A 24218-nucleotide genomic window follows, 5' to 3' on the forward strand; every position below is an offset into this window, starting at 1 on the left:
ATAAAACTTTAGTTATCGGTAGTTAATTATTGACCTCAAGACCATATTTCTCCCACAACGGTTTTAAAATGCCTTTCTGCTCCATCTCACCAAGCAGTTTGTTGATATAGCTGGGCGAGACGGCACTATTGATCCGGACTAAAATAGTATGTTGGTAGATTTGATCGAACTTGTTGGAGATCAACAATTTACTTTTATCTTCAGGTGAGTGGGCGAAGTGATATTTCAAGTACTCTTTTGACAAAACGGCAATCTCGCCACGGTCATTAAGAATCAACTCCAGACTCTTTTTTTGGCTACTAGTTTGTAGAAGGTTAAAGTTCTTTTCCAGATATTCCTGTTCCGCATTAAAACCTGCGAACTGATAGTGATAACCTAAAACCCCAACCATGGCTTTATTTTTAAAATCAGAGAAAAAATCCTGACCTCTACCTGGTTTTTTTTGGGTTACATAAACCTCAGCACCCGTAACAAAAGTATTAGAGACAGCCACTGGATACTTTTCCCAACCCCAGTTTTTGCTTTCAAAAATCATCATATCGAACTTGTCTTTTTCAAAATCACTATAACGACGTCTAGCCGTTGTAGGGACAGCTACAAATTCATATTTTTGCTGAAATTTATTCATTACAGCTATCATTTGCACTGTAATGCCAGTCGTTTTATTCGAGATGAAAGCATATGGAGGAAAATCATATACACCAACTTTGACAACTTCAACAGCCAAGACACTGGTAGAAAACAAACAACTAAGAAACAAGACGCACCACCTCATTCCCCTATATCCTCATTCCACAACTCAGGTTTTTCCGCCATAAAGTCGCTCATCATCTGTTTACATTCATCAGAATCGACCATTTGGATCTCAACGCCTTTGGACTTAAGTAAAGCTTCTTCCCCCATAAAACTGTGGTTTTCGCCAATCACCACCTTAGGAATACCATAGAGTAAAATAGCGCCAGTACACATAGAGCAAGGTGAAAGCGTGGTATAAATAACACTTTTTTTATACACACTTGCAGGTTGACGACCCGCATTTTCCAATGCATCCATTTCACCATGCAAAGTGGGGCTTCCCGTTTGGACCCTTCGATTGTGACCCCTACCAATTATTTTTCCATCATGAACTAACACCGAGCCGATAGGTATACCACCTTGAGCTAATCCCGCTTTGGCTTCGTCAATCGCTGCTTGCATAAACTCATCCATCAGTAAAACCTTAATAATGCTTAAGTTAGTACAACAGTATAGCTTATAAAAGTGATTTCTCATGTCGAAATGGGGCTAATATAGAGAGGTTTTTATTTGTTATGTTAGCGTTATTCAAACGAGTGAACTTCCCCCCTTAACATAGTGGTCTCTTCGTTCGAAATCCCCCCAATAATTAGACAATATCTAACTGGGGGTATACTCAGTTTTGTGCTGAAATATATCCCCGTTAGCATTCAACGATAACCATTAAGTTATCGCTAGCACGACTACTTTAGTCTAGTGGTTAATGCTGCCGCTAAATCATGTTCAATACTGGCCAGCTCATCTTCAAAGAAAAACTTGTCGGTATCAAACGGTTTCAGCAATTTCACATCGTTAGTGGTTTCATCATATTTCGCTAAAAAGACTTTATCCATCCACTTCATGTTGCGCCCTTCAGTGAACATTAAGGCAAAAGCTCTTTCTCCGCCAACCTCACATTCTCCCATAATCGAGATTTTACCCGCTGAGGTCGTCATTGAAAGATGGCGTGATGGGCGATTTATTGACGGTAATTCACGGTAAATCTTATCAAATATTTGACTTACCGCGCTAAGCGGTGCGGTAAAGTAATGATGTTCACCTGTGGGCCTAGCGCAATACATAGAATGAAAACTTATTAACATAGTGCCTAGGATATTAGATAAATCTATCCAGTTCTGCGCGCTGCGGTCTATGTCGATTGAGCCGTCTTTATGCTCAAATAAACTGATGTGATTCATCATCGGGCTTTGACTGCGAATAACCACACCATGGCGTTGTAAGCGACGAATAGCGGCAATGGTTGTTGGGTTTAATAATTCACGCGGCGTAGAAAAATGTGCCATCCAAGCGAGTTGAATGCCATTTTCATGCATCTTATCAAATACCGCTAACATCTTGTCGTATTTACTGCTTAAAATCATTTCTGGTTGGAAAGTTAACGCACGTGTCGCAAGCCTCACCGTTTTAATATGTAATAACTCTCTATCTTCCATTAATGGCGTAACATATTGCTCAAATCGGCTGGCAGGCATGTAACCACCGTCCCCCCCCGTAATTAGCATATCCGTGACTTCTTTATGCACTTTTAAGTAACGATGAATTTGGTCTATTTCTTTTTGGATAAACATATCTTCATCACCGCGAACTTGTGCATGACGAAAACAATAAGTACAAAATGAAAAACAGTTTTGCGTGGTTTTATCAAAAATTAACTGACACTGAGGATACTTATGTTGGCTACCATCAAGAAATTCTATTTCACCCTGCTCATTTTCAAACCAAGGTTTGTTAAGTTGTTGATTACCATCGTGCGGACTGGTTTTTTCTTGGTAGTCAGCCACAATAACTTTTCTCTCTGCAACGCTAGCAACGAGGTATTCAGCCACGGTAACTTTGTTAATCATATTAGGTTGTGGCATCACCAACTGAAAGACTGAATCTTCATAAAAGTTATTCCAGTCAATGCTATTTAAACTGTGCTTAGTCGCTAAAAAACGGTAAACCTCAATAAAAAGTTCTCGCTCTTCAATATCACCGATATCAATATTATTGGTTGCTAAAATTTCAACCACACGGCGAAATCCTGACAGCCCCGTGTATTGATCTTTCTCATCAAACATATGTGCTTCTTTATCTAGTAAGCCCGAATGTTGAGGGTAAGATGCATGTAAACGACTGAGCAAACCTGCTGAGAGTAGTTTCTCATCTTTAATGGTTTGGCGAATATCATCATTGTAGTGATATACATTCATCATGTCGTCTATATCAGCTTCACTAACATCACTGATACCGCTTTTTCTTACATGGACATTACCATCGACTCCATGTTCATCAGGCTGACAAGCGTTTGAATCAAGTGTAGCTACATCAATATGCTGCATTTTAGTTGGTGAAGCTTTAGAAGGTGTAGGGGTCATAACAAGGCTCTCTGTGGCAAACTCAAATGTTTATGAGGTGATTTTCAAAGAAAGCGCTACGCGAATCAAACGAGTAAAAATCATCAAGTCATGAGCTTTGGTAATGAACTCGAGAAATAATGCCTCTTTTTAGCCTTGTTTGATCCTAAGTAATAAAAAAACTGTCCCTTTGATTATACTGGCAAGCATGTAACTAAATGACTCAACGATATTCATCATTCACTAAGCGAGCTATTGAAGTGTTGGTAGTTATTAGAAAAGCATGAATCATAGAGACAATGAGCTAAAGAATAATGAACTATCTATCTAAAGAAACCCCGAAATCAAAAAGGTTATTGCCTAGTACCAGCATGTTGGCGGCTTTTGATGCCGCAGCAAGAACAGGGAGTTTTACTGCCGCAGCAAAAGAGCTGGCGTTAACTCAAGGGGCCATTAGCCGACAAGTTAATGCGCTAGAGTTGCAACTAAGTGTGTGTTTATTTCACCGTAATAAACAAAATATAACGCTGACTGAAGTAGGAAAAAACTACGCTAAAGAAGTTAACTCGGCTTTAAGCCATATTCGTTCTGCCACATTAAACCTCATGACAAACCCCGATGGGGGCATACTTAATATTGCTGTATTACCTATGTTTGGCTCTCGTTGGTTAATGCCTAGGCTGGCTGACTTTTTAGCAAAACACCCACAAATAACTATTAATACGGTAAGTAAGCTTTCACAATTTGATTTTTCACAGGAGGATGTTCATTGTGCTATTCATTTTGGCAAAGCTGATTGGTTACAAGCCAACTGTACTTTTTTAATGGCAGAAGAGAGTGTTCCGGTATGCTCACCAAGACTATTCCAAAAAGCAGAATTAGCACAAGCTGATAACGTATGTGCTAATTTAATCGATTTACCGTTATTACATATATCCACCAGACCTGAGGCTTGGCAGCAATGGTTTAATGAACATAAAGTTATATCAAAAACACTGTCAGAATCAAAAGCAAAACAAGGCATGCATTTTGAACAATTTTCTATTGCAACCAACGCCGCTGTTGCGGGGCTAGGTGTCGCATTATTACCGAGATTTTTGATTGAAAATGAATTAAGACGAGGTGAATTACAGGTAATTTGTGACCAGCCCCAACGTACTGATAATGGCTATTACTTAGTCACTCCCAACGACAAACTTAACTACCCTCCCGTATTAGCTTTTACCCATTGGTTAACCCAAATACTCGTGAGTGAGAACACCTCGGTTTTAAACAAATTAAATAGCCATGTATATCAATGATGTATTGGTGTAAATTAGCTTTAATCGCATAGGTGTTTATATGAATAAAAAATATAATCTAACCTAATAATTTAACGATAATGCCTCACTGGTAACCCCTTATTGAAATAAAAAGAGGTAGTATAAAAAGAGGCGGTAAAGCCCGTTTTAAATTTATCCAGAATTACGTTTATTAAAGCTCTATTCAAAAAACTCCTGTCTCTAAAGTAAAATCCCGCTCTTTCAGCCTTCAGATTAAATATATTCCTATGCTGTGCTGATCAAGAAATATTTTACTTAAGAGACAAGTGTATAACGGGTCTAACGATGAGCCTCGCCATCATTGAAAAAGGAAATTTGTTCTAATAAGTTCTGCGCTTCCTCTTCCATAGATTTACTTGATGCTGAAGCTTCTTCTACTAAAGCAGCATTTTGTTGGGTCATTTCATCCATTTGAGAAACCGCTGAACTCACTTCACGAATACCTGCCGATTGCTCTTTACCTGCGCTATCTATATCGGCAATCATTCTGCTCACATCTTCAATAGCTGTGAATAATTCATTGAAGGTTGTTTTGGTTTCATCGACTAACTTGATACCTTGGCCTACCGCTTCAACACTGTCGTTTATAAGTCCTTTTATTTCTTTCGCTGCTCCCGCAGAACGTTGAGCTAAGTTACGTACCTCTGCAGCGACAACAGCAAAACCTCTACCCTGTTCGCCAGCTCTGGCTGCCTCTACCGCGGCATTAAGCGCTAATAAATTTGTTTGGAAAGCTATTTCGTCAATGACACTAATAATATCAGCAATTTTTTTACTCGATTTATTAATATCAGCCATCGCAACAATAGCGTTATCGACCACCCCACCACCAGCACTCGCTTTTTCCATAACAGAGGAAGATAACTTACTGGCACTGGTAGTGTTTTCAGCATTTTGTTGAACAGTGGAACTCAACTCTTCCATGGCAGAGGCTGTTTCTTCAAGACTGGATGCTTGTGATTCAGTGCGGTGACTGAGTTCATTATTCCCTTCGGCAATCTCTTTTGAAGAATCAAAAACATTATTTGAAGCAGCGCGAATATCAGTAACCAAGTTTCTTAAAATATCAATAAATTCATTCATTGAATTACCAATAATTTGAAATTCTCCCACTAATTCATTATCAATACCTTTTGTTAAATCGCCTTCAGACATGGCTAATAAAACACTTTTTATTTCCGCGATGGCTCTTTTTCGTGCGGTAATATCGGTAGCGTATTTAACAACCTTAAAGGGCTTGCCGTTTAAGTCTAAAATAGGATTATATGACGCTTGTATCCAAACCTCTTTACCGCCTTTACCAAGGCGTAAATATTCATTGACGTCGTATTCACCACGATTCAGTTTTTCCCAAAATTGTTGGTATTCAGTACTTACTTTGTCAGCTGCACTGATAAATAAGCTGTGATGCTGACCTTTTACTTCATCTAATCGATACCCCAGAGCGCCTAAGAAATTGTCGTTAGCGGTAATAATGGTACCATCCATATTAAACTCGATGACCGCTTGGGCTTTACTTATCGCTTCAATTTGACCACTTGCATCAGCGTTCATTAATTTTTGTTCAGTGACATCGGTCGCGAATTTCACTACTTTAAAGGGCTTACCGTTTAAGTCTAAAATAGGGTTGTAAGAGGCTTGTATCCAAACTTCTTTGCCGCCTTTACCTAGGCGTTTATATTCTGCACTCTCAAATTCACCGCGATTGAGTTTGTCCCAAAAGGCTTTGTATTCATGACTATTTTTATAATCTGGTTCAACAAAAAGGCTGTGATGTTTTCCTTGGATTTCGTCGAGACTATAACCTAGCGTTATTAAGAAATTGTCGTTAGCGGTAATAATGGTACCATCCATATTAAACTCAATGACAGCTTGGGCTTTACTTATCGCTTCAATTTGACCTCTTGCATCAGCGTTCATTAATTTTTGTTCAGTGACATCGCTAGCAAATTTAACGACTTTAAAGGGGGTGCCGTTTAAGTCTAAAATAGGGTTGTAAGAAGCTTGTATCCATACTTCTTTGCCGCCTTTACCTAGGCGTTTATATTCTGCGCTTTCAAATTCACCGCGATTAAGTTTTTCCCAAAAGGCTTTGTATTCATAACTATTTTTATAATTTGGTTCAACAAAGAGGCTGTGATGTTTACCTTGAATTTCGTCGAGACTATAACCGAGCGTTATTAAGAAATTGTCGTTCGCGGTAATAATGGTACCATCCATATTAAACTCGATGACCGCTTGGGCTTTACTTATCGCCTCAATTTGACCATTTGAGTCAGCGTTTTTTAATTTTTGTTCAGTGACATCGGTCGCGAATTTCACTACTTTAAAGGGCTTACCGTTTAAGTCTAAAATAGGGTTGTAAGAAGCTTGTATCCATACTTCTTTGCCGCCTTTACCTAGGCGTTTATATTCTGCGCTTTCAAATTCACCGCGATTAAGTTTTTCCCAAAAGGCTTTGTATTCATCACTATTTTTATAATTTGGTTCAACAAAGAGGCTGTGATGTTTACCTTGAATTTCGTCGAGACTATAACCGAGCGTTATTAAGAAATTGTCGTTCGCGGTAATAATGGTACCATCCATATTAAATTCAATAACCGCTTGGGCTTTACTTATCGCCTCAATTTGACCATTTGAGTCAGCGTTTTTTAATTTTTGTTCAGTGACATCGGTCGCGAATTTCACTACTTTAAAGGGCTTACCGTTTAAGTCAAAAATAGGATTGTAAGAGGCTTGTATCCAGACTTCTTTACCGCCTTTACCTAGGCGTTTATATTCTTGGCTTTCAAATTCACCGCGATTAAGTTTTGCCCAGAATTCTTTGTATTCATCACTTTTTTTATAATTTGGTTCAACAAAAAGGCTGTGATGTTTTCCTTGGATTTCATCGAGACTATAACCGAGCGTTATTAAGAAATTGTCGTTCGCGGTAATAATGGTGCCGTCCATATTAAACTCGATAACCGCTTGAACCTTACTTATCGCTTCGAATTTTGCCGTTAACTCTAAAAGTTCTGAGTTTTCCTTTTGTACTGGATTTTTTGCAATGTTCATGGACCAACCTATTGTTATTTGAGTTAACGTCCTCGTATTCCTTGGTGATATTTATAATCCATTATTTTTATAAAACGTAGACGTAAAATGTAATCACAAGGCCAAGACTATTAAAATATGTTTAAACAGGAAATATAATGACTTTCTACAACATGTAGCTAGCTATTCTCAGGCTTTTTTGAAAGCGTTTATATTTACCTTTTAAAATATAAGACATATTTCTCAGAGTGCAATTTTATTTATGTTTATTCTTTACTTACAAGTTGCTACTTTAAAATATGGAAGGATAAATAGTATATGAAGGTGTCATTGTAAGTGCGTGGTGTAGTGCACATTCAGGGGGCATAATAAAGCGTGGGAAAGTCAATGTAAAATGGAGATTAAGCGAATACATTCTAACGATAAATATCGCATTATGCTTTATCACATTGGCTCAGCGGAAAATGTTGGCCTAGGTGCAAAAGAGTGTATTGATATTTTAGCGGTAACAACGATTGCCATAGGTTATTCTCAACAACTGCTGCATTAAGGCCTAACAAGGTTCATTAAAAGCCACATTACAAGGTAGATAAATAGTAAAAGTTGTACCTTGATTTTCATCACTAGTGACCTTTATTTTACCCTCGTGCTTTTTAATAATGCCAAAAGATATTGATAACCCTAACCCAGTGCCAATACCTACAGGCTTAGTAGTAAAAAAAGGGTCGAAAATTTTATTAATTATGTTCACGGGTATTCCGTCACCATCATCGCTTATTTCAATAGTCAGGTACTGCTTACCTTCTTCTTGTTTAATACCTGTAGTTATATCTAAAACACCTATATCTTTTGTGGCATGAGCGGCGTTTATAAACATATTCAGAAACACTTGGTTCATTTCACCTGGATGGCAATAAACTTTAGGTAATTGCGTTAAGTTTTTATTTACCGTTAAGCAATATTTCAGCTCATTCCATGCCACCTTAAGAGACTGTTCAATGAGTTCATTAATATCACAAAGCTCTTTTTCAAAACTGCCAGAGTGACTTACTTTATTCAAATTACTCACTATTTCTTTAACTCTATTTAACCCCTTGTCAGTTTCAGCCAGCATAGGTTTTATATCGCCATTGATATAATCAATGTCCTCTTCTTGCCTCAACTGCTGATATGCTTTTGCAATATCATTTGAAGGGAGTGAAGCCATATTAGTGATGATAAAATCATCTAACCTTAATAATGAATCGACATACTCAGACAGCATAGCTAGATTACTAATTGAATAACCGATTGGATTATTTATTTCATGAGCGACGCCCGCAGCAAGCTGACCTATAGAGGCCATTTTTTCAGATTGTATGAGTTGTTGTTGCGTTGATTTTAACTCTTTTACCGTTAATTCAAGCTTAATATAATTGTCATAAAGACTACGTGTCTTTTCATTTAATAAGCGTTCCGCAAGTAATCTCGCTTTTCGCTCTCGCTCATAGGCAACTTTATAAGGATCGGGCTTATTCATTATGACCTTTAAAATTTATCACTAATTTACAACGCGAAGCGCCATGATGCATACATTCAGGGTGTTCAATTAATACTGTTTCATTGAATTGATCAGCGGCACCAAAAATTAAGCCGATACTCACATGACATAATTTACGTTTAGAGCTGTAATACATAATAAGGGTATTATCATCTATGGTTTCGTATTCAAAGGTGGGTAAATAAGCTTCAGGGTGTAAGCGTTTTACCTCAACATGAATAAGGTTATCTATAACAAGTAGAAAGCTTTTTAAGTTGTTTAAGTTAGAAATATCTACTGGGCTAGTGTCGTATAATTTTTTGAATAAATATCGACCAAACTTTTCAATTAATGGTTCAACATCTATACCCGTTTTAATTGAAAGCGCCTGCACCATATTTATCAGTTCACTATCTAGGTATTGCTCACCGCTGGTATATATTCCTTGCGATGGCGGATCAGTTTGTTCAATTAGTTCATTCCACTGTTCCATACCCATTTGTTCAACAATCATATCTGAAAATGCAGTGTATATAGAGCCTTGCATAGTCTCTCCATTATTTTTATTAATAGGGTTAAGAGTGTTAATCATTTTAATAGAGTTTAGTACGTAAATAATTAAACTCATAGTTGATCTAAAAATCAATATAAAAAATGGTTTACTTAAGTGGGTATGTACTTATTAAAGTATTCGCAGCGTAAAAAAGAGGAACAAAAAAATAAATTTACAGGCATAAAAAAGAGCGCCTAAGGCGCCCTTCAACTTACTCAACTTACTCAACTAAGCTATTTTAATAAAGAGTCAATTAAGACTTTGCTTTACTTTCAGCTTCTTGGATTTTTACTTTCCAAATTTCAGGGCCGGTGACATGAACTGATTCACCGGTACTATCAACCGCAACCGTTACTGGCATATCTTCTACTTCAAATTCGTAGATAGCTTCCATACCCATGTCTTCAAAGGCAACCACTTTCGCTTTTTTGATTGCTTTTGACACTAGATAAGCCGCACCACCAACCGCCATTAAATACACAGATTTATGATTTTTAATGCTCTGAACCGTCTCTGCACCACGCTCAGCTTTACCGATAGAGCCTAAAAGTCCTGTATCAGCTAACATCATTTCAGTAAATTTATCCATACGTGTTGCCGTAGTAGGACCCGCAGGACCTACCGCTTCATCACCAATAGCATCAACTGGGCCAACGTAGTATATAAACTTGTTAGTAAAATCTACCGGTAATTTCTCACCTTTAGCTAGCATGTCTTGAATACGCTTATGGGCAGCATCACGACCAGTTAAAATAGTACCACTAAGTAATACAGTCTCACCTGTTTTCCATTCACTAATGTCGGCTTTCGTTAAACCATCGACATTAACTCGACGAACATTTTCACCTACTTCCCAGGTGATTTCTGGCCACTCTTCAAGCTTAGGCGGCGTTAAATTCGCTGGTCCTGAGCCATCAAGATGAAAGTGAATATGGCGCGTTGCCGCACAATTTGGGATCATGACCACAGGTTTAGACGCAGCATGCGTTGGTACTGAGTTTATTTTCACATCAACTACCGTAGTTAAACCACCTAAACCTTGCGCGCCAATGCCTAATTTATTTACGCGATCAAAAATCTCGAGACGTAACTCTTCCTCAGCATTTTGTGGACCACGTTCAATTAAATCTTGAATATTTACTGGGTCCATTAAGCTTTCTTTCGCAAGTACGCCCGCTTTTTCAGCCGTACCACCAATGCCTATACCTAACATACCTGGTGGACACCAACCCGCGCCCATTGTTGGCAATGTTTTAACAACCCAATCAGCAATTGAGTCAGATGGGTTTAACATCGCCATTTTAGTTTTGTTTTCACTGCCGCCGCCTTTAGCAGCAATCATGATTTCAAGACCAGCTCCTGGAACCATATCGATATGAACAACCGCTGGCGTATTATCTTTAGTATTTATACGCTTTCCTGCAGGGTCTTTAACTATTGAGGCACGTAATGGGTTATCTGGATTTAAATATGCACGACGTGTACCTTCATCAACCATTTGTTGTACGGTCATGTCAGTTTTATCCCACTGAACTGCCATACCCACTTTAACAAAACAGGTAACAATGCCGGTGTCTTGGCAAATTGGACGTTTACCTTGCGCTGACATACGTGAGTTAATTAAAATTTGTGCTATTGCGTCTTTCGCCGCCGTTGATTCTTCTTTGTTATAAGCTTTTTCTAGTGCTTGAATAAAATCAATCGGATGATAATAAGAAATATATTGCAGTGCATCTTCAATACTATCGATTAAGTCTTGTTGTTTAATGATGGCCATAGTGCTCTCTATTAGCTTTAATATTCTTTAATACCCTTTAATACTGGGTGGTTGAAAGTTATAATAACTCTATCCTATATATTAACCTGCTATTGAAAGTGCTGCCAGAGCAAATGGCTGATAATAACTATTTAACTAGCGAATACTTAAGTGAAAAAATCCTTGTTCAACATCACTAATACGGCATTAACTGCGGCACTTAACGCCGAAATTAATACCATTAAAAATGCCTTAACACTTTCAGCGAAAATACTGCCAGTGAAAAAGGGTACTTTACCCGAACATATATTCAGCCCAATGTCTCATACACCTTGGGCAATGTGGCTCGACTCAGGTAATAGTGACCATGTTGATAGTCGCTTTGATATATTAGTATGGCAACCCATTGCAACCCTGACGACACAGGGGGTTAGTACCGAGATCTGTTTTCCTGATAAGAGTATTAGTGAAAATAGCAGCGATGATCCACTCTTACTGCTTAAGCAACTGCAAGCACAATTATTTACAACCCCAACAACTACCCATGAATTTTTACCTTTTATCGGTGGTGCATTAGGTTATTTCGCCTATGATTTGGGTCGTCGATTTGAGCAATTGCCTAGTTTAGCTAAACAAGATATAGATATACCTGACATGGCCGTTGGCCTATATGACCGAGCTGTTATTTTCGATAAAAACTCAGGGGGTTTTTACTTAATCTGCTCCGAGTCCGAGCGAAGTGAACTTGAGACATCACTTATTAATTCAATATATAGCTCAAATGTAACACCTACCAACGAAAAAGCCGGAGCGACTACTGATAATTTTCGTTTAACGAGTAGCTGGCAAGCCAATATGGATAAAGGCAGTTACATTGAAAAATTTAATAAAGTCCAAAATTACTTATTGAGCGGTGATTGTTATCAAATTAATTTGGCTCAGCGCTTTAGTGCACAATACCAAGGTGATGAGTTTGAAGCTTACTTAGCACTAAAAGAGGCTAATAAAGCCCCTTTTTCTGCTTTTATCCGCTTAGATAATGCGGCCATTTTAAGTGTCTCACCTGAACGATTTTTACAGCTATCCCAAGGTAAAGTACAAAGTAAGCCCATTAAAGGCACAATGCCACGCAGTGACAATAAAAGACAAGATGCCAAGAATGCCGAAATATTAAGGCATTCGAGTAAAGATAATGCTGAAAATTTAATGATTGTTGACCTCTTGCGTAATGACATCAGTAGAAGTTGTCTGGCTGGAACGGTCAAGGTTCCTAAGCTTTTTGATATTGAAAGCTTTCCTGCAGTTCACCACTTAGTCAGCACTGTTGAAGGTACTCTCTCTAGCGATAAACATGCTACAGATTTACTTCGTGGTGCTTTTCCTGGTGGTTCTATTACTGGCGCGCCTAAAATACGCGCCATGGAAATCATCGAAGAGTTAGAGCCACATCGTCGTAGTGTTTACTGTGGTTCAATTGGTTATCTTTCCAACTGTGGCAATATGGATACCAGCATAACGATTCGAACCCTAATTTGTCAGCCCAATAAGGGTACTGTAAGCCGCTCTATTAATAACGAGAAAACTATTCATTGCTGGGCGGGTGGTGGGCTAGTCGCTGATTCAACTGCACAAAGCGAATACCAAGAAACCTTTGATAAAGTTAATTGCATTTTACCTGTATTATCAAAGCTCAATCAGGTGTAGGCTTTAGTTAATTCCTTGAGTTAATTCCTTAAGTTAAACCTCTCTAACTAATGTAGCTGTAATTATTACTATTCAATTTTTCTATTAAAGAGTACGCCAATGACAAAAGATGAATTTTTATTACGCTTTAATTTATTACAATTGGCTGAGTCTGAGCATAACTATCAACATCCTTCACCATTAAGATCTGCTGCTGTACTGATCGCGTTAGTTGAGTCCGAAAAGGGTGGCGGCTTACAAGTATTATTAACCAAACGTGCCAGTCACTTAAGACATCACCCATCACAAGTGAGTTTCCCCGGCGGTAAAGTTGAAAAAGAAGATACATCGCTAATAGATACTGCGCTGCGAGAAGCTTATGAAGAAATAGGCTTGTCTCGTGATGCAATAACCGTGGTAGGGCAATTACCGCCTTATCAAACGATTAGTGGTTTTCAAGTTACCCCTATTATTGCTACTGTCACCAGTTCACAGCTTTACCAGATGGATAAAAATGAAGTAGCTGAAATATTTCAAGTGCCATTACAGTATTTTTTAACCACGAATGACCACCATGTTTTTGTTGCTCATAAAGGTGGCAAGCCACACAACGTGCATTTTTTACCTTATAAACACTACAATATCTGGGGTGCTACCGCGGTAATGCTCAAAGATTTAGTCGCTCACATAAGTGAGTAATAGTGTGTTTTCCCAATAAAAAATATCTACTAGTGCATTTAGTTTTCTCTTAGTTCAAAATTTTGTTTCTTTATCTGATAACTTTCAGCTAAAATTACCAACAACAAAAACCAACCGACGATAATTTCATTATTCCAGTAAAAACCAACTATTATTCGGAAAGCAGCGGTATCGACCATATTTGATATTGCTATAGCTCATTTCACTCGAGCTTTCGCTTAAAAATCATTAGGTCTATAATTAAAGAATAGTGTGAATTACATCAGCAGAGCAAAGGTAAAAAAGTATGATCAGTGTATTTGATATGTTTTCTATTGGCATAGGTCCATCAAGCTCACATACAGTGGGCCCAATGAAAGCGGCGAAACTTTTCGTTGATGAGTTAGTTAACCAAGATGTATTAACCAATGTCGACCGCGTTAAGTGTGAACTGTTTGGCTCGTTAGGCCAAACAGGCATTGGTCATGGTACGGGTAAAGCGGTTATTTTAGGCTTTACTGGACAAACTCCTGAAGGAATTCCTGTTGAATCAATAGAATCAACCTTAGCCGAAGTTGTCGCAAGTCAAAAAATATCTCTTAATGGTACGCATGAAGTGAGCTTCCCTAAAGATGACGCTATTATTTATCATCGTAAGAAAACATCACCTGCTCATGCAAATGCGATGACTTTATATGCTTATCAAAATAACACCTTATTATTAGAGAAAACTTACTACTCAATTGGTGGTGGTTTTATCGTTGAAGACTGTGACTTTGCCCAAGAAAAAGATAAAGCACTGTCTTTGCACACCAATATTAAACGACCACATGTTTTCAGCTCAGGTGATGAATTATTAGCTTTGGCGAGAACTAAAGGTTTAAGTTTTAGTACTCTCATGATGGATAACGAAAAGTGCTTAAACAGTGAAACGGAAATTCGCACTAAACTGCTTACTATTTGGCAAGCAATGAAAGACAGTGTTGAGCGCGGAATGTCAACCGAAGGTATCTTACCGGGCGGTTTAAAATTAGCTCGCCGCGCCCCTGCGCTCTATCGCTCTTTGTTGGTAGAAAAATCTACCGATCCTTTGACCGCAATGGACTGGGTAAATTTATTTGCGATGGCGGTTAATGAAGAAAATGCTGCAGGTAGTCGCGTAGTTACCGCACCAACAAACGGCGCTGCCGGTATTATTCCAGCCGTACTTTGTTACTACGATAAATTCGTTAAGCCGGTGAGTGATGATGATTGTATTCGTTATTTACTTACCGCTGCAGCCATTGGTATTTTATACAAAACCAATGCCTCTATTTCTGGCGCTGAAGTGGGTTGTCAAGGTGAAGTCGGTGTTGCTTGTTCAATGGCCGCCGGCGCATTAACTGAAATTATGGGTGGTACACCACCGCAAGTAGAAAATGCCGCTGAAATAGGTATGGAACATAACCTAGGTTTAACTTGCGACCCTGTTGGCGGCTTAGTGCAAGTACCTTGTATTGAACGTAATGCTATGGGCTCAGTCAAAGCAATTAACGCTTCACGTCTTGCCTTACGCGGTACTGGTACACAAAAAGTTTCTTTAGATAAAGTAATCAAAACCATGTGGGAAACCGGTAATGATATGAAAACTAAATATAAAGAAACGTCACGTGGCGGCTTAGCCGTAAATATTATCGAGTGTTAAAGCGTTTATTAAAACAATAATTTAAACTCATTAATAAATCAAAAAGCCCCTGTAAGTAATACTTACAGGGGCTTTTTTAACTCTTTTGCTTTTATCTTAAAGACTAAAAATTATATTGATAACCCACTGAAACAGTTAACGGTTTGCCAACCATCACTGAGCCGTGCATACGGGTAGCCATATAATTTTCATCGAGTAAGTTATCGACACTAAAACGTACTTGCTGATTTTGAGCTACATCATAACTGGCAACAAAATCGACCACGGTGTGTGCATCAATATTTTCTGCACTTGCTCCAGTACCCGCTTTACTGCGCATTTCACCGGTGTAACGTACTAATACGTTAGTGCGCCATGTGTCACCCGCTAGACCAACCGTGAATTGTAATTGATTTTCAGGTACATAAGGAAATTCATCACCCGCTTCAACGTCGCCCCAAAAATCAGATTTAAAGCTATTTAAAAACTCGGTTTGTGTATGGGTATAGGTTAAATCGATTGGCATTGAAATAGAGCCAAAATCAACCGCATAACCAGCTTTAAACTCAACGCCGGAAATTTTTACTTCGCCAGCATTATATTGCTCGCCGATATTATCATCATCACAATTTTGACTCGCAGTACAGTTACCGTGCATGTTGTCGTAATCAGATAAAAACAATAATGCTTCAGCATTGAAAGCATTTTTGCCATACCTTGCGCCCAACTCATAGTTAATACTTTCTTCATTGATCACATCGGCGTTACCTGGCGATGGTGGCGCAAAACCTTTTTGTACGCCGCCAACCAGTACCAGGTTATCGTTTAGATGATAAGAAATAGCAAGTGAGGGTAACACCACATCTAATTCATTTTTAATGTACTTTGGCGCAGTTAAACGTCCAGAGTCATTTTTTCCCCAATCTTCACGTTCTATGGTCATATCTTCGTAGCGAAGTCCTGCATTGACAACAAACTTACCAATGGTCCATTCATCATGAATAAATAAAGCTAAGGCGCTAGCACTATCAACTCTATTTGAATCAGTACCCGGCAGACCTGCATCAGTCAATGTCATATTATAGGCAGAATCTAGTTCATATTGATCAACCCACTGGAAACGATCCATTTCATCTTGATGATAACGCATGCCAAACTTTACTTGATGGCTATTAAAGTCAGCATCTAATACCGTTTGAATACCTTGTGATAAATAATCACGATTATTGGCTTTAACAGCTACATTAATTGAGCCTGTTGCCATTTTGTCATGTTCAGCTGCAATTTCAATTCCGCCATTACCTAAATCTTTACCACTAACTTTGCTGGTTTTGTACCAGTTACGGCTAAAGTCATTATGATAAATGGTAGTGCCTAAATTGAAACGACTTGATAACTCTATTGCGTGACTTAGCTGTAATTGTAGGTGGTCGTTAGCCATGTTATCTTTTTGTGACGCTGAATAACGGCTATATGGGTCTGAATTAAAGTCAGCTTCTGTTAAGCCCATATAGGTATCATCTGACTCTTCATCTGAATACTTTACTTTAAATTCAATTTCTTGATAGAAAGTTGCGTTGTCATCGGTGTTATAACGCACTTTACCCAGCACATCATTTTTCACAAAACCAGTGTCTTGATCACTATGGTTAATGTTTTTATAACCATCAGCTTGATAACGAAAAACTTCAAATACCGAGCTTACGTTTTCACCTTTACCACCAATTACGCCGTGCACTTTAGCAAAACCATCTTGCCCTGCTTGCACACTAACTTGTCCTGCCAATTCTTCTTCAGGGATTTGACGAGATACCATGTTGATTACGCCACCCGTAGTACGAGGACCATACATAGCACTTGAAGTACCTTTAAGTACCTCGACTTTTTGCATACGGCCCGCCGTGGGGAAGTAATATGCGGAAGGTGCAGCATAAGGCGCTGGTGCGGCCAATACGCCATCTTCCATAATTGTTACTTTTTCACTTCGATTTTGACCTGTGCCACGCATGCCAATATTAGCGCGTAAGCCATAGCCATCTTCTTCTAAAACGTAAACACCTGGAATAGAAGTTAAGGTACGCATGATATCGGTGTAATCAAATTTTTCTAAATCATCTTGTGATAATTGATGCGCGCTACCAGGAACACTATTGACCGAAGTGTCACTGCCAAAAATAGTAAATTGTTCATCAACTGAAGCGTCTTTTACCGCTTCGTTAGCAAAAGCATTTGCTGAAATTACGCTGGCAATAACCAAGCTTATTAGTGTTGGTTTAAAAGATTTAATTGACACCTTTGACTCCGAATATTTATTGAATATTGATTGAATATTGATTGAATGTTTATATGCGCGCATTAAATCACGAGTAGTAATACGAATCAATACTATTTATATAAATATTCACAATCGATTACAACTGTTTTATGTCAATTTGATATAGAACAAATAATGCAGAGAAAAATGCCTATTTAGTTTAATTTGCTTAATATTTAACTCTGCTGCTTTGTCAGAATATAGGATGAATTTTTAAGATGGAGGTGTTTATAGTTTTTGACAGCATAAGACCAATATAAAGGCAGTTAAGCGATGCATTGGTTCATAAGTATAAAGCTCACTAGCACAAGCTTAACTGAGATCGCACTCTGGTTGACAATCTCAAGCTATGGCGGATCTAAATTTTTATTTTTCAACTGAGCTTGTCGGATAAGTAAATAAAACACGATACTTAGCTTTGAGTCCTTTAGCGTTAAAAGCCGATTTGAACATATAAATCCACTGATGAAAGCTAATATAAAATGGATTGTTAGATTTTATTTGACCAATAATGCCATAACGACAAGCACCATTTTTTTCAGCGTTTTCTTCAACATAAGTGCCAAATAACTTATCCCAAATAATTAATACCCCGGCAAAGTTTCTATCTAGATACGCTTTATTGGTTGAATGATGGACCCGATGATGTGAAGGCGTATTAAATACTTGTTCAAACCATCCTAACTTATCAATAATTTCGGTATGAACAAAAAATTGATACGCTAAATTAAGTGCAACCACGGTAAAAACGGTGTTCGGATCAAAACCGATAATGATCATTGGCATCCAAAAAATCCACATACCCGCGATTGGGTACATTAAGGATTGTCTAAAAGCGGTCGAGAAATTCATTTTAGTTGAGCTGTGATGGACAACATGCGCAGCCCACAACCAATGTATATGGTGTGACGCTTTATGAAACCAATAATAGAGGAAATCTTGTAATATAAAAGCGATGAAAATTGTCACAAAACTGAGTGAGATATCAAACACTGCAAACTGATGTAACCAATAAAAGAAGGGCATCAACAACAATAGTGAAATAGCATCCGATGCTTGATGTAAAAGTGCTAAGGCGGTATTCGCCAAACTGTCTTTAATATCATAAAGTTTACGGTGTTTGACAAACTCGTAAATAATAAAGGCTAAAAATATTGGACTCAGTGCCAATAGAATCACTTCAATGCTCATGCGCAAGTACCTGTTGAATCGCTTCGTGCTACAAAGTGCAGCGCTAATTTTTTCATCGCATTGTTAATATCACGTCCTACAAAAAATTTTAATAAAATAGAGGGTAACCATTTAGGGCCATTAAACTTAATAATGTAATCAAGTTGTGTGGTACTACTATCGAGTGATGTTACTTGAGGTGTTAATTGAGATGTTAAGTGAATATCACCTTGGTGATCTGATACTGGCCAGTTGCCAATAATGCGGTAGCAAATATGCTCGTTACTAGCACTAATGATCTCTTCTTCAAAAACTATTTTTCCAATAGATATTTGGCGAACAGCACCTTTACCTCCAATTAACTCACCGTTATTTTGTGCTTTTATTAAAATTATTTTGGCATTAAAAAATCGATCTAATTGTGCATGATCTAATAAAACTTGGCTTACTTGCGCTACTGGAGCTTCTATTTTCTGTGTCACTTCAATGGTAATCATAAATCTCACTAAATAATTCATACAAGCGTTTAATTATCTCGATTCAACCAGAGTTATTCTTAAACAACAAGTGTTTCTTTTTAACTCAATGGAAAACTTAATAAATAAAAAGCAAAGCGAGTACTTTTCTTCTCTACTAATTAGCATAAATACCGCAATTAAATTAGGGTCCATCCTGCTTATTATCAGCCTTTCATAAGATTCATATGCTAGCAAGTGTCACCATAACCCCTCTTAAAACAGTTTATTACCCGTTTTACCTTGCGATTAATACTAGAAAAGATAAAGTAAATGCATAAACAGCGGAGTGACTATGAATAAAGACATCGAAATGAAAAATAGTGAAGTAATCAATAGTGATCAATCACTAACGTCTATTTTAGAACAGCAAAAATTGGACTATAAATTATCTCCAGCGCCATCTATTCAATATAGAAAAGAGCAATTGATGGCACTTAAAATGGCTTTGTTATCACACCAAGAGGCATTAGTGACAGCGCTAGATAAAGATTATGGTCAACGCGCCAAACAAGACAGTTTAATGGCCGATATTTTGCCTTGCGTGATGAATATCAATTACACCCTTAAAAACCTTAAAAAATGGTCTAAACCACAACGAAGACATGCAGGGTTATTGTTATCCCCAGCTAAAGTCACTGTGCATTATCAGCCGTTGGGCGTAATAGGTATCATGGTGCCTTGGAATTTCCCCATCATGTTATCTATAGGACCTTTGATCGGCGTCTTGGCTGCGGGTAATAGAGCCATGATTAAATTGTCAGAATTTACCCCCGCAACAAATGCGGTGATTACAACCATGCTAAGTACTATTTTTGACACTAAAACCGTTGCCATAGTAGAAGGTGAAGCAGATGTGGCTGCGACCTTTTCAGCCTTACCTTTTAATCACCTAATATTTACTGGTTCAACCAATATTGGCAGACATGTTATGCGCGCTGCCGCTAACAACTTAACGCCGGTAACATTAGAATTAGGCGGAAAATCACCGGTAATTATCGCTGATGATATGCCTATTGAAACCGCTGTTGAACGTTTGATATTTGGTAAGTGTTTAAATGCAGGGCAAATATGTGTTGCTCCAGATTATATTTTTTGCCCTGAAAGCAAGGTTGATGAACTTATTGCGGCTTATCAAAAACAATTTAAAAATATGTATCCTAAGCATTCAAACAACTCAATTGATGAAAATAAAGATTACGCCAATATCATTAATGATGCACAGCACAAACGTTTACTCTCTTGGCTCGATGAGGCGATTGATAAAGGAGCTAAGGTAGTTTCAGCGAGTGGCGAAAAAATTAACCGCTCAACTCGCCAACTTCCAACACAATTAATTACCCAAGTGACAGATGATATGCAATTAATGCAGGAAGAGATATTTGGTCCGCTATTGCCAATAATGCCGTATAAGGATTTAGACAAAGTTATTGATTATATTAATGACCGCCCTCGCCCTTTGGCTTTATATATCATGAGTTTTGACAAAACAACACAGCAATTATTGCTTGATAAAACTCACTCAGGTGGCGTTTGTATTAACGACACCATTATGCACGTTGCTGCTGATGATGCACCTTTTGGTGGTGTTGGCGATTCAGGCATGGGCCATTATCATGGTAAAGAAGGATTTTTAACTTTTTCAAAAGCAAAGACTGTTCTAGCACAGGGCAAAATAAATATGGGCAAGTTGGTACACCCTCCTTACGACAGTTTTATTCAAAAGTTGATGCTGAAACTGTTTATGCGTTAATGTCGTTAATGTCGTTAATGTCGTTAAGTATGATTAGGTAAACAAGTAATAAAAAGGCCACTCTATTGAAGTGGCCTTTTTACGTTCATAACTAAAAATTATTAATGATTATACCAAGTTGATTAAGTTCTTTCCCACTCAGCGAGAATTAAAAGGCTTAGAGGCAAGGCATTGATTGAAGATAATGGTTATTCCCTTGTCAAAATCAATAACGCAGCATGTAAACCTTTTAAACTCGCCCTCTGGGAGCTTTCTCGATGTTCACTAACATCGTTAAGTTTATTTGATTTAGAATGACTAAACCGAAACAAATTTTCCTTGTTATTGAACATCGAGCAGAGCTCTGAGTTGGGAAGAAATTTAATCAAATTGGTATTACACCGCAAATGGGTACTTAATCGCTTCGTGGCATTCATAGCCTTCAACTTTAAAGTCATCCATTGTCACCCAGGTTTCAAGATCTTCTAATGATTTTATTTCTGGGTTAATAATAAGTTTTGGTAAAGCTAATGGTTCACGTTTAAGCTGAACATCTTGCATTAAGGGTAACTGATCTTCATAAATGTGAGCATTCACTATTTTATGATATGCCATACCAGCTTTTTTTCCGGTAATTTGCGCCATAATAGCCAAAAAGAAGAATACTTGTACTTGGTTAAAGTTAAGCCCTAGCGGTACGTCACATGAACGTTGAAAGCTAGTTAAGTGCAAAGTATCACCAAGTAAAGAAAAGTTGTGGGTATGCATACAAGGTCTTAAGCAGCCCATGTGAAATTCACCGGGATTGTAAAAGGTTAGAATCTCAGCACGATCATCAATGCCATTTTTAAGGTTATCTACTATCTTTTTCAGCTGGTCAATAGTACCGCCATCAGGCTTAGCCCATGCACGGCCTTGAATACCATAAACGCGGCCCATATCATCTTCACCTTTTCGGTGAGGATTATTAAGCCAAGCGTCATTTAAATTCGCATTAGCATCCCACGTTTTAGTGCCTAATTGTCGAAAATCTGCAGCATTATCATAACCACGAATATAACCAATAAACTCAGCAATGGCCGATTTGAAAAAACTTTTACGCGTGGTTATTAAAGGAAACTCATTAGCACCAACATTATACTGTAGGTCTGCATTAATCACGGTTAAACAACGTTTACCTGTACGTTCGTTTTCAACCCAAGTGCCTTCATCGATAATTCGTTGACATAAATCTAAATAAGCGCGCATTAACTATTTCCTTTTACTGATTTTTTATTAGCTTTTTTATCGCCTGTTACCTGAGCTTCTTCAGCCTGAGCTGAACTACCTTGAGCAATGGCTTTTTTTTGCTGATGATTGTATCCCCAATAAATAATAAACAAACCAATCAATATCATTGGAATACTTAATATTTGGCCTTTAGAAATAAAGGAGAAATACAAACCAAGGTGCGCGTCAGGCTCACGAAAGAATTCGACAATGCTTCTAAATATACCGTAACCAATTAAGAAGACACCTGATGCTAGCCCTAAACTACGTGTTTTACGGCTAATGATATATAAAATAGCAAACAGTACGACACCTTCTAAAGCAAATTCATATAACTGTGATGGGTGACGTGGCACTTGTAATGGATCGGTTGGAAAAACCATTGCCCAAGGAACATCAGTTTGACGTCCCCAAAGTTCGGAGTTAATAAAGTTTCCTAAACGCCCCATTCCTAAACCAATAGGTACTAAGGGCACAACAAAATCACCGACTGATAAAAATGACTTATTCGTTTTACGGGCAAAAATAAATACCGCGAGAATTACACCTAATAAGCCGCCATGAAAAGACATGCCGCCTTGCCATATTTCAAATAAATATAAAGGGTCTGATAAGAAATATTCGAATTGGTAAAATAGGACATAGCCAACTCGGCCACCTAAAATTACCCCTAGAAATCCGTAAAACAATAAGTCGCTTACTTGATCACGTGTCCATGCCCCACTACTTCTATCTGCAGCTTTGTTTGCCATAAACATGGCGGCAAGAAAGCCAATGAGGTACATGGTGCCATACCAACGTAATGATACCGGGCCAATGCTAAATATAATGGGGTCTATCACCGGAAATTGTAAAAACTTATCTGTCATTGCTTGTCCGCTTTCTTAAAGTAGAGAGTTAAAGGTAGAAGGTTAAAAATTCGAAAAGTAAACCTATTTGTTCATTGGTCGAGATTATACCCTGTTATGGTTAAAATATTACGTTAAAAAGTATTTCACTAAAAATTTATGCAACTAAAACGGCTTAGCCAAGCATCATTTTAATTGCGACGATAATAAGAAAAACAGCGAAAAATTTCTTCAAGGTTTTTATCGGTAATTTACTCGCATACTTCACCCCTATTGGCGCAAATATTGACGAACTCAGCACAATACCTAATAAAGCAGGGAAATACAGATAACCTAAGCTCCAGTCAGGAAGGTGGGCTAAATTAAATCCGGTAATAATGTAACCAAGAGAGCCAAATAGCGCAACCATGACACCACAAGCGGTTGCAATGCCGATTGCGTGTCGAACAGGTACACCAAAAAAACTTAACGACGGCACGAGAATAGCACCACCAGCAATGCCCATTAAACTTGAGATAATACCGGTTATAAAGCTAAGGGTTTGTAATACGTAAGTCGCAGGCAATGATCTTTCTTTCGATGCATTTATCGACAGTAACATGTATGCCGCCAGTAAAATCACCACAAAAGAGAAAAAACCTGTTAATGCTTCACTCGATAGTGAGTCGGCAATAAAGGCACCTAACAATGCCCCCACCGCAACCAAGACCATTAATTGTCTTGCTAACTGCCAAGGGATATTTTTTTTTCGATGATGAGCTAGTGCTGCAACGGTCGAGGTAATAACAATCGCTCCTAACGAAGTACCTAGCGCCATAGGCATAACCACCTCATTACTAACGCCAACTAAAGGAAGTAAGTAGACCAACGCTGGAACTATAATAAGACCACCACCGATACCGAGTAAACCAGCCAAAAAGCCAACGATGCTACCTAAAACGATACACGAAATTAATACGGTTAAAATCATTCTACTTTGCGGAAAGTCCGCTCCTAAATTTGGTGTTCAAAGGTCGTATATGGCAATAA

At 38.1% G+C, this 24218-nt stretch carries 18 protein-coding genes and 1 pseudogene; 6 read left to right on the forward strand and 13 right to left on the reverse strand.

The features are described from left to right. Positions 1–22: 22 nt before the first annotated feature. From CXF71_RS07005 to CXF71_RS07015, 3 genes are all read right to left on the reverse strand, one after another. The gene (locus CXF71_RS07005) at positions 23–727 is read right to left on the reverse strand and encodes a substrate-binding periplasmic protein (RefSeq protein ID WP_157826705.1); all 705 of its coding nucleotides are present in this window, start codon (positions 725–727) and stop codon (positions 23–25) included. 44 nt (positions 728–771) lie between these two features. Then, positions 772–1209 (reverse strand): nucleoside deaminase, encoded by a 438-nt coding sequence (locus CXF71_RS07010; RefSeq protein WP_101232233.1) that lies wholly within the window; start codon positions 1207–1209, stop codon positions 772–774. Positions 1210–1478: 269 nt separating this feature from the next. Beyond that, a complete protein-coding gene (locus tag CXF71_RS07015) occupies positions 1479–3152 on the reverse strand; it encodes a hypothetical protein (protein ID WP_101232234.1) in 1674 nt (557 codons plus the stop codon). 293 nt (positions 3153–3445) lie between these two features. Here CXF71_RS07015 and CXF71_RS07020 point away from each other — a divergent pair, with 293 nt between their 5' ends. Beyond that, complete coding sequence (locus CXF71_RS07020) at positions 3446–4432, forward strand: LysR family transcriptional regulator (protein WP_101232235.1); 987 nt, start codon at positions 3446–3448, stop codon at positions 4430–4432. A gap of 300 nt (positions 4433–4732) precedes the next feature. Here CXF71_RS07020 and CXF71_RS07025 read toward each other — a convergent pair whose 3' ends face one another. Beyond that, positions 4733–7510 carry a methyl-accepting chemotaxis protein gene (locus CXF71_RS07025; protein WP_101232236.1) on the reverse strand — a complete coding sequence of 926 codons (2778 nt, stop codon included), beginning with the start codon at positions 7508–7510 and terminating at the stop codon, positions 4733–4735. Between the two features lie 355 nt (positions 7511–7865). On the opposite strand from CXF71_RS07025, the pseudogene CXF71_RS07030 reads away from it, so the two are divergent. Further along, positions 7866–8039: pseudogene (locus CXF71_RS07030) on the forward strand (hypothetical protein); the annotation flags it as partial. A gap of 3 nt (positions 8040–8042) precedes the next feature. On the opposite strand, the gene CXF71_RS07035 reads toward CXF71_RS07030, so the two are convergent. From CXF71_RS07035 to CXF71_RS07045, 3 genes are all read right to left on the reverse strand, one after another. Beyond that, the gene (locus CXF71_RS07035; RefSeq protein WP_101232238.1) at positions 8043–9008 is read right to left on the reverse strand and encodes a sensor histidine kinase; all 966 of its coding nucleotides are present in this window, start codon (positions 9006–9008) and stop codon (positions 8043–8045) included. Continuing rightward, complete coding sequence (locus CXF71_RS07040; protein WP_101232418.1) at positions 9001–9555, reverse strand: heme NO-binding domain-containing protein; 555 nt, start codon at positions 9553–9555, stop codon at positions 9001–9003. The genes CXF71_RS07035 and CXF71_RS07040 overlap by 8 nt, the downstream gene beginning before the upstream one ends. A 259-nt stretch (positions 9556–9814) precedes the next feature. Next, positions 9815–11338 (reverse strand): fumarate hydratase, encoded by a 1524-nt coding sequence (locus tag CXF71_RS07045; RefSeq protein ID WP_101232239.1) that lies wholly within the window; start codon positions 11336–11338, stop codon positions 9815–9817. A 297-nt stretch (positions 11339–11635) separates the two neighbouring features. Between CXF71_RS07045 and pabB the strand changes: the two genes are divergently transcribed. From pabB to CXF71_RS07060, 3 genes are all read left to right on the forward strand, one after another. Beyond that, positions 11636–13021, forward strand: coding sequence for an aminodeoxychorismate synthase component I (gene pabB / locus CXF71_RS07050; RefSeq protein ID WP_442871923.1), 1386 nt, complete (start codon positions 11636–11638; stop codon positions 13019–13021). A gap of 99 nt (positions 13022–13120) precedes the next feature. Beyond that, positions 13121–13699 (forward strand): CoA pyrophosphatase, encoded by a 579-nt coding sequence (locus tag CXF71_RS07055; protein ID WP_101232240.1) that lies wholly within the window; start codon positions 13121–13123, stop codon positions 13697–13699. 286 nt (positions 13700–13985) lie between these two features. Further along, positions 13986–15362 carry an L-serine ammonia-lyase gene (locus tag CXF71_RS07060; RefSeq protein ID WP_101232241.1) on the forward strand — a complete coding sequence of 459 codons (1377 nt, stop codon included), beginning with the start codon at positions 13986–13988 and terminating at the stop codon, positions 15360–15362. Between the two features lie 103 nt (positions 15363–15465). Here the strand turns inward: CXF71_RS07060 and CXF71_RS07065 are convergent, their stop codons facing one another. The 3 genes from CXF71_RS07065 to CXF71_RS07075 form a co-directional block, all read right to left on the reverse strand. Further along, the gene (locus CXF71_RS07065) at positions 15466–17634 is read right to left on the reverse strand and encodes a TonB-dependent receptor family protein (protein ID WP_232771404.1); all 2169 of its coding nucleotides are present in this window, start codon (positions 17632–17634) and stop codon (positions 15466–15468) included. Positions 17635–18021: 387 nt separating this feature from the next. Next, positions 18022–18846, reverse strand: coding sequence for a sterol desaturase family protein (locus tag CXF71_RS07070; RefSeq protein ID WP_101232243.1), 825 nt, complete (start codon positions 18844–18846; stop codon positions 18022–18024). Further along, entirely contained in the window at positions 18843–19322 is a 480-nt protein-coding gene (locus CXF71_RS07075; RefSeq protein ID WP_232771405.1) for an SRPBCC family protein, read from the reverse strand. The genes CXF71_RS07070 and CXF71_RS07075 overlap by 4 nt, the downstream gene beginning before the upstream one ends. A 313-nt stretch (positions 19323–19635) precedes the next feature. On the opposite strand from CXF71_RS07075, the gene CXF71_RS07080 reads away from it, so the two are divergent. Then, positions 19636–21093, forward strand: coding sequence for a coniferyl aldehyde dehydrogenase (locus tag CXF71_RS07080; RefSeq protein ID WP_198559845.1), 1458 nt, complete (start codon positions 19636–19638; stop codon positions 21091–21093). A 375-nt stretch (positions 21094–21468) separates the two neighbouring features. Here CXF71_RS07080 and CXF71_RS07085 read toward each other — a convergent pair whose 3' ends face one another. The 3 genes from CXF71_RS07085 to CXF71_RS07095 all read right to left on the reverse strand — a co-directional run bounded on the left by CXF71_RS07085 (position 21469) and on the right by CXF71_RS07095 (position 24159). Then, positions 21469–22320 (reverse strand): thymidylate synthase, encoded by an 852-nt coding sequence (locus CXF71_RS07085; protein ID WP_101232245.1) that lies wholly within the window; start codon positions 22318–22320, stop codon positions 21469–21471. Beyond that, a complete protein-coding gene (gene lgt / locus CXF71_RS07090) occupies positions 22320–23210 on the reverse strand; it encodes a prolipoprotein diacylglyceryl transferase (protein ID WP_101232246.1) in 891 nt (296 codons plus the stop codon). The genes CXF71_RS07085 and lgt overlap by 1 nt, the downstream gene beginning before the upstream one ends. Before the next feature lie 154 nt (positions 23211–23364). After that, entirely contained in the window at positions 23365–24159 is a 795-nt protein-coding gene (locus CXF71_RS07095) for a sulfite exporter TauE/SafE family protein (protein WP_101232247.1), read from the reverse strand. Positions 24160–24218 lie beyond the last annotated feature (59 nt).

Origin of the sequence: Colwellia sp. 12G3 (genome assembly GCF_002836775.1) — a bacterium.
Classification (GTDB): Bacteria; Pseudomonadota; Gammaproteobacteria; order Enterobacterales; family Alteromonadaceae; genus Colwellia.

Coding starts and splice junctions, on each gene's coding strand:
- CXF71_RS07040 (WP_101232418.1), bottom strand. CDS start 9,555: ATGCAAGGCTCTATATACACTGCATTTTCAGATATGATTGTTGAACAA.
- CXF71_RS07070 (WP_101232243.1), bottom strand. CDS start 18,846: ATGAGCATTGAAGTGATTCTATTGGCACTGAGTCCAATATTTTTAGCC.
- CXF71_RS07085 (WP_101232245.1), bottom strand. CDS start 22,320: ATGCGCGCTTATTTAGATTTATGTCAACGAATTATCGATGAAGGCACT.
- CXF71_RS07045 (WP_101232239.1), bottom strand. CDS start 11,338: ATGGCCATCATTAAACAACAAGACTTAATCGATAGTATTGAAGATGCA.
- CXF71_RS07025 (WP_101232236.1), bottom strand. CDS start 7,510: ATGAACATTGCAAAAAATCCAGTACAAAAGGAAAACTCAGAACTTTTA.
- CXF71_RS07075 (WP_232771405.1), bottom strand. CDS start 19,322: ATGATTACCATTGAAGTGACACAGAAAATAGAAGCTCCAGTAGCGCAA.
- CXF71_RS07010 (WP_101232233.1), bottom strand. CDS start 1,209: ATGGATGAGTTTATGCAAGCAGCGATTGACGAAGCCAAAGCGGGATTA.
- CXF71_RS07080 (WP_198559845.1), top strand. CDS start 19,636: ATGAATAAAGACATCGAAATGAAAAATAGTGAAGTAATCAATAGTGAT.
- CXF71_RS07015 (WP_101232234.1), bottom strand. CDS start 3,152: ATGACCCCTACACCTTCTAAAGCTTCACCAACTAAAATGCAGCATATT.
- CXF71_RS07055 (WP_101232240.1), top strand. CDS start 13,121: ATGACAAAAGATGAATTTTTATTACGCTTTAATTTATTACAATTGGCT.
- lgt (WP_101232246.1), bottom strand. CDS start 23,210: ATGACAGATAAGTTTTTACAATTTCCGGTGATAGACCCCATTATATTT.
- CXF71_RS07035 (WP_101232238.1), bottom strand. CDS start 9,008: ATGAATAAGCCCGATCCTTATAAAGTTGCCTATGAGCGAGAGCGAAAA.
- CXF71_RS07060 (WP_101232241.1), top strand. CDS start 13,986: ATGATCAGTGTATTTGATATGTTTTCTATTGGCATAGGTCCATCAAGC.
- CXF71_RS07020 (WP_101232235.1), top strand. CDS start 3,446: ATGAACTATCTATCTAAAGAAACCCCGAAATCAAAAAGGTTATTGCCT.
- CXF71_RS07095 (WP_101232247.1), bottom strand. CDS start 24,159: ATGATTTTAACCGTATTAATTTCGTGTATCGTTTTAGGTAGCATCGTT.
- pabB (WP_442871923.1), top strand. CDS start 11,636: ATGTCTCATACACCTTGGGCAATGTGGCTCGACTCAGGTAATAGTGAC.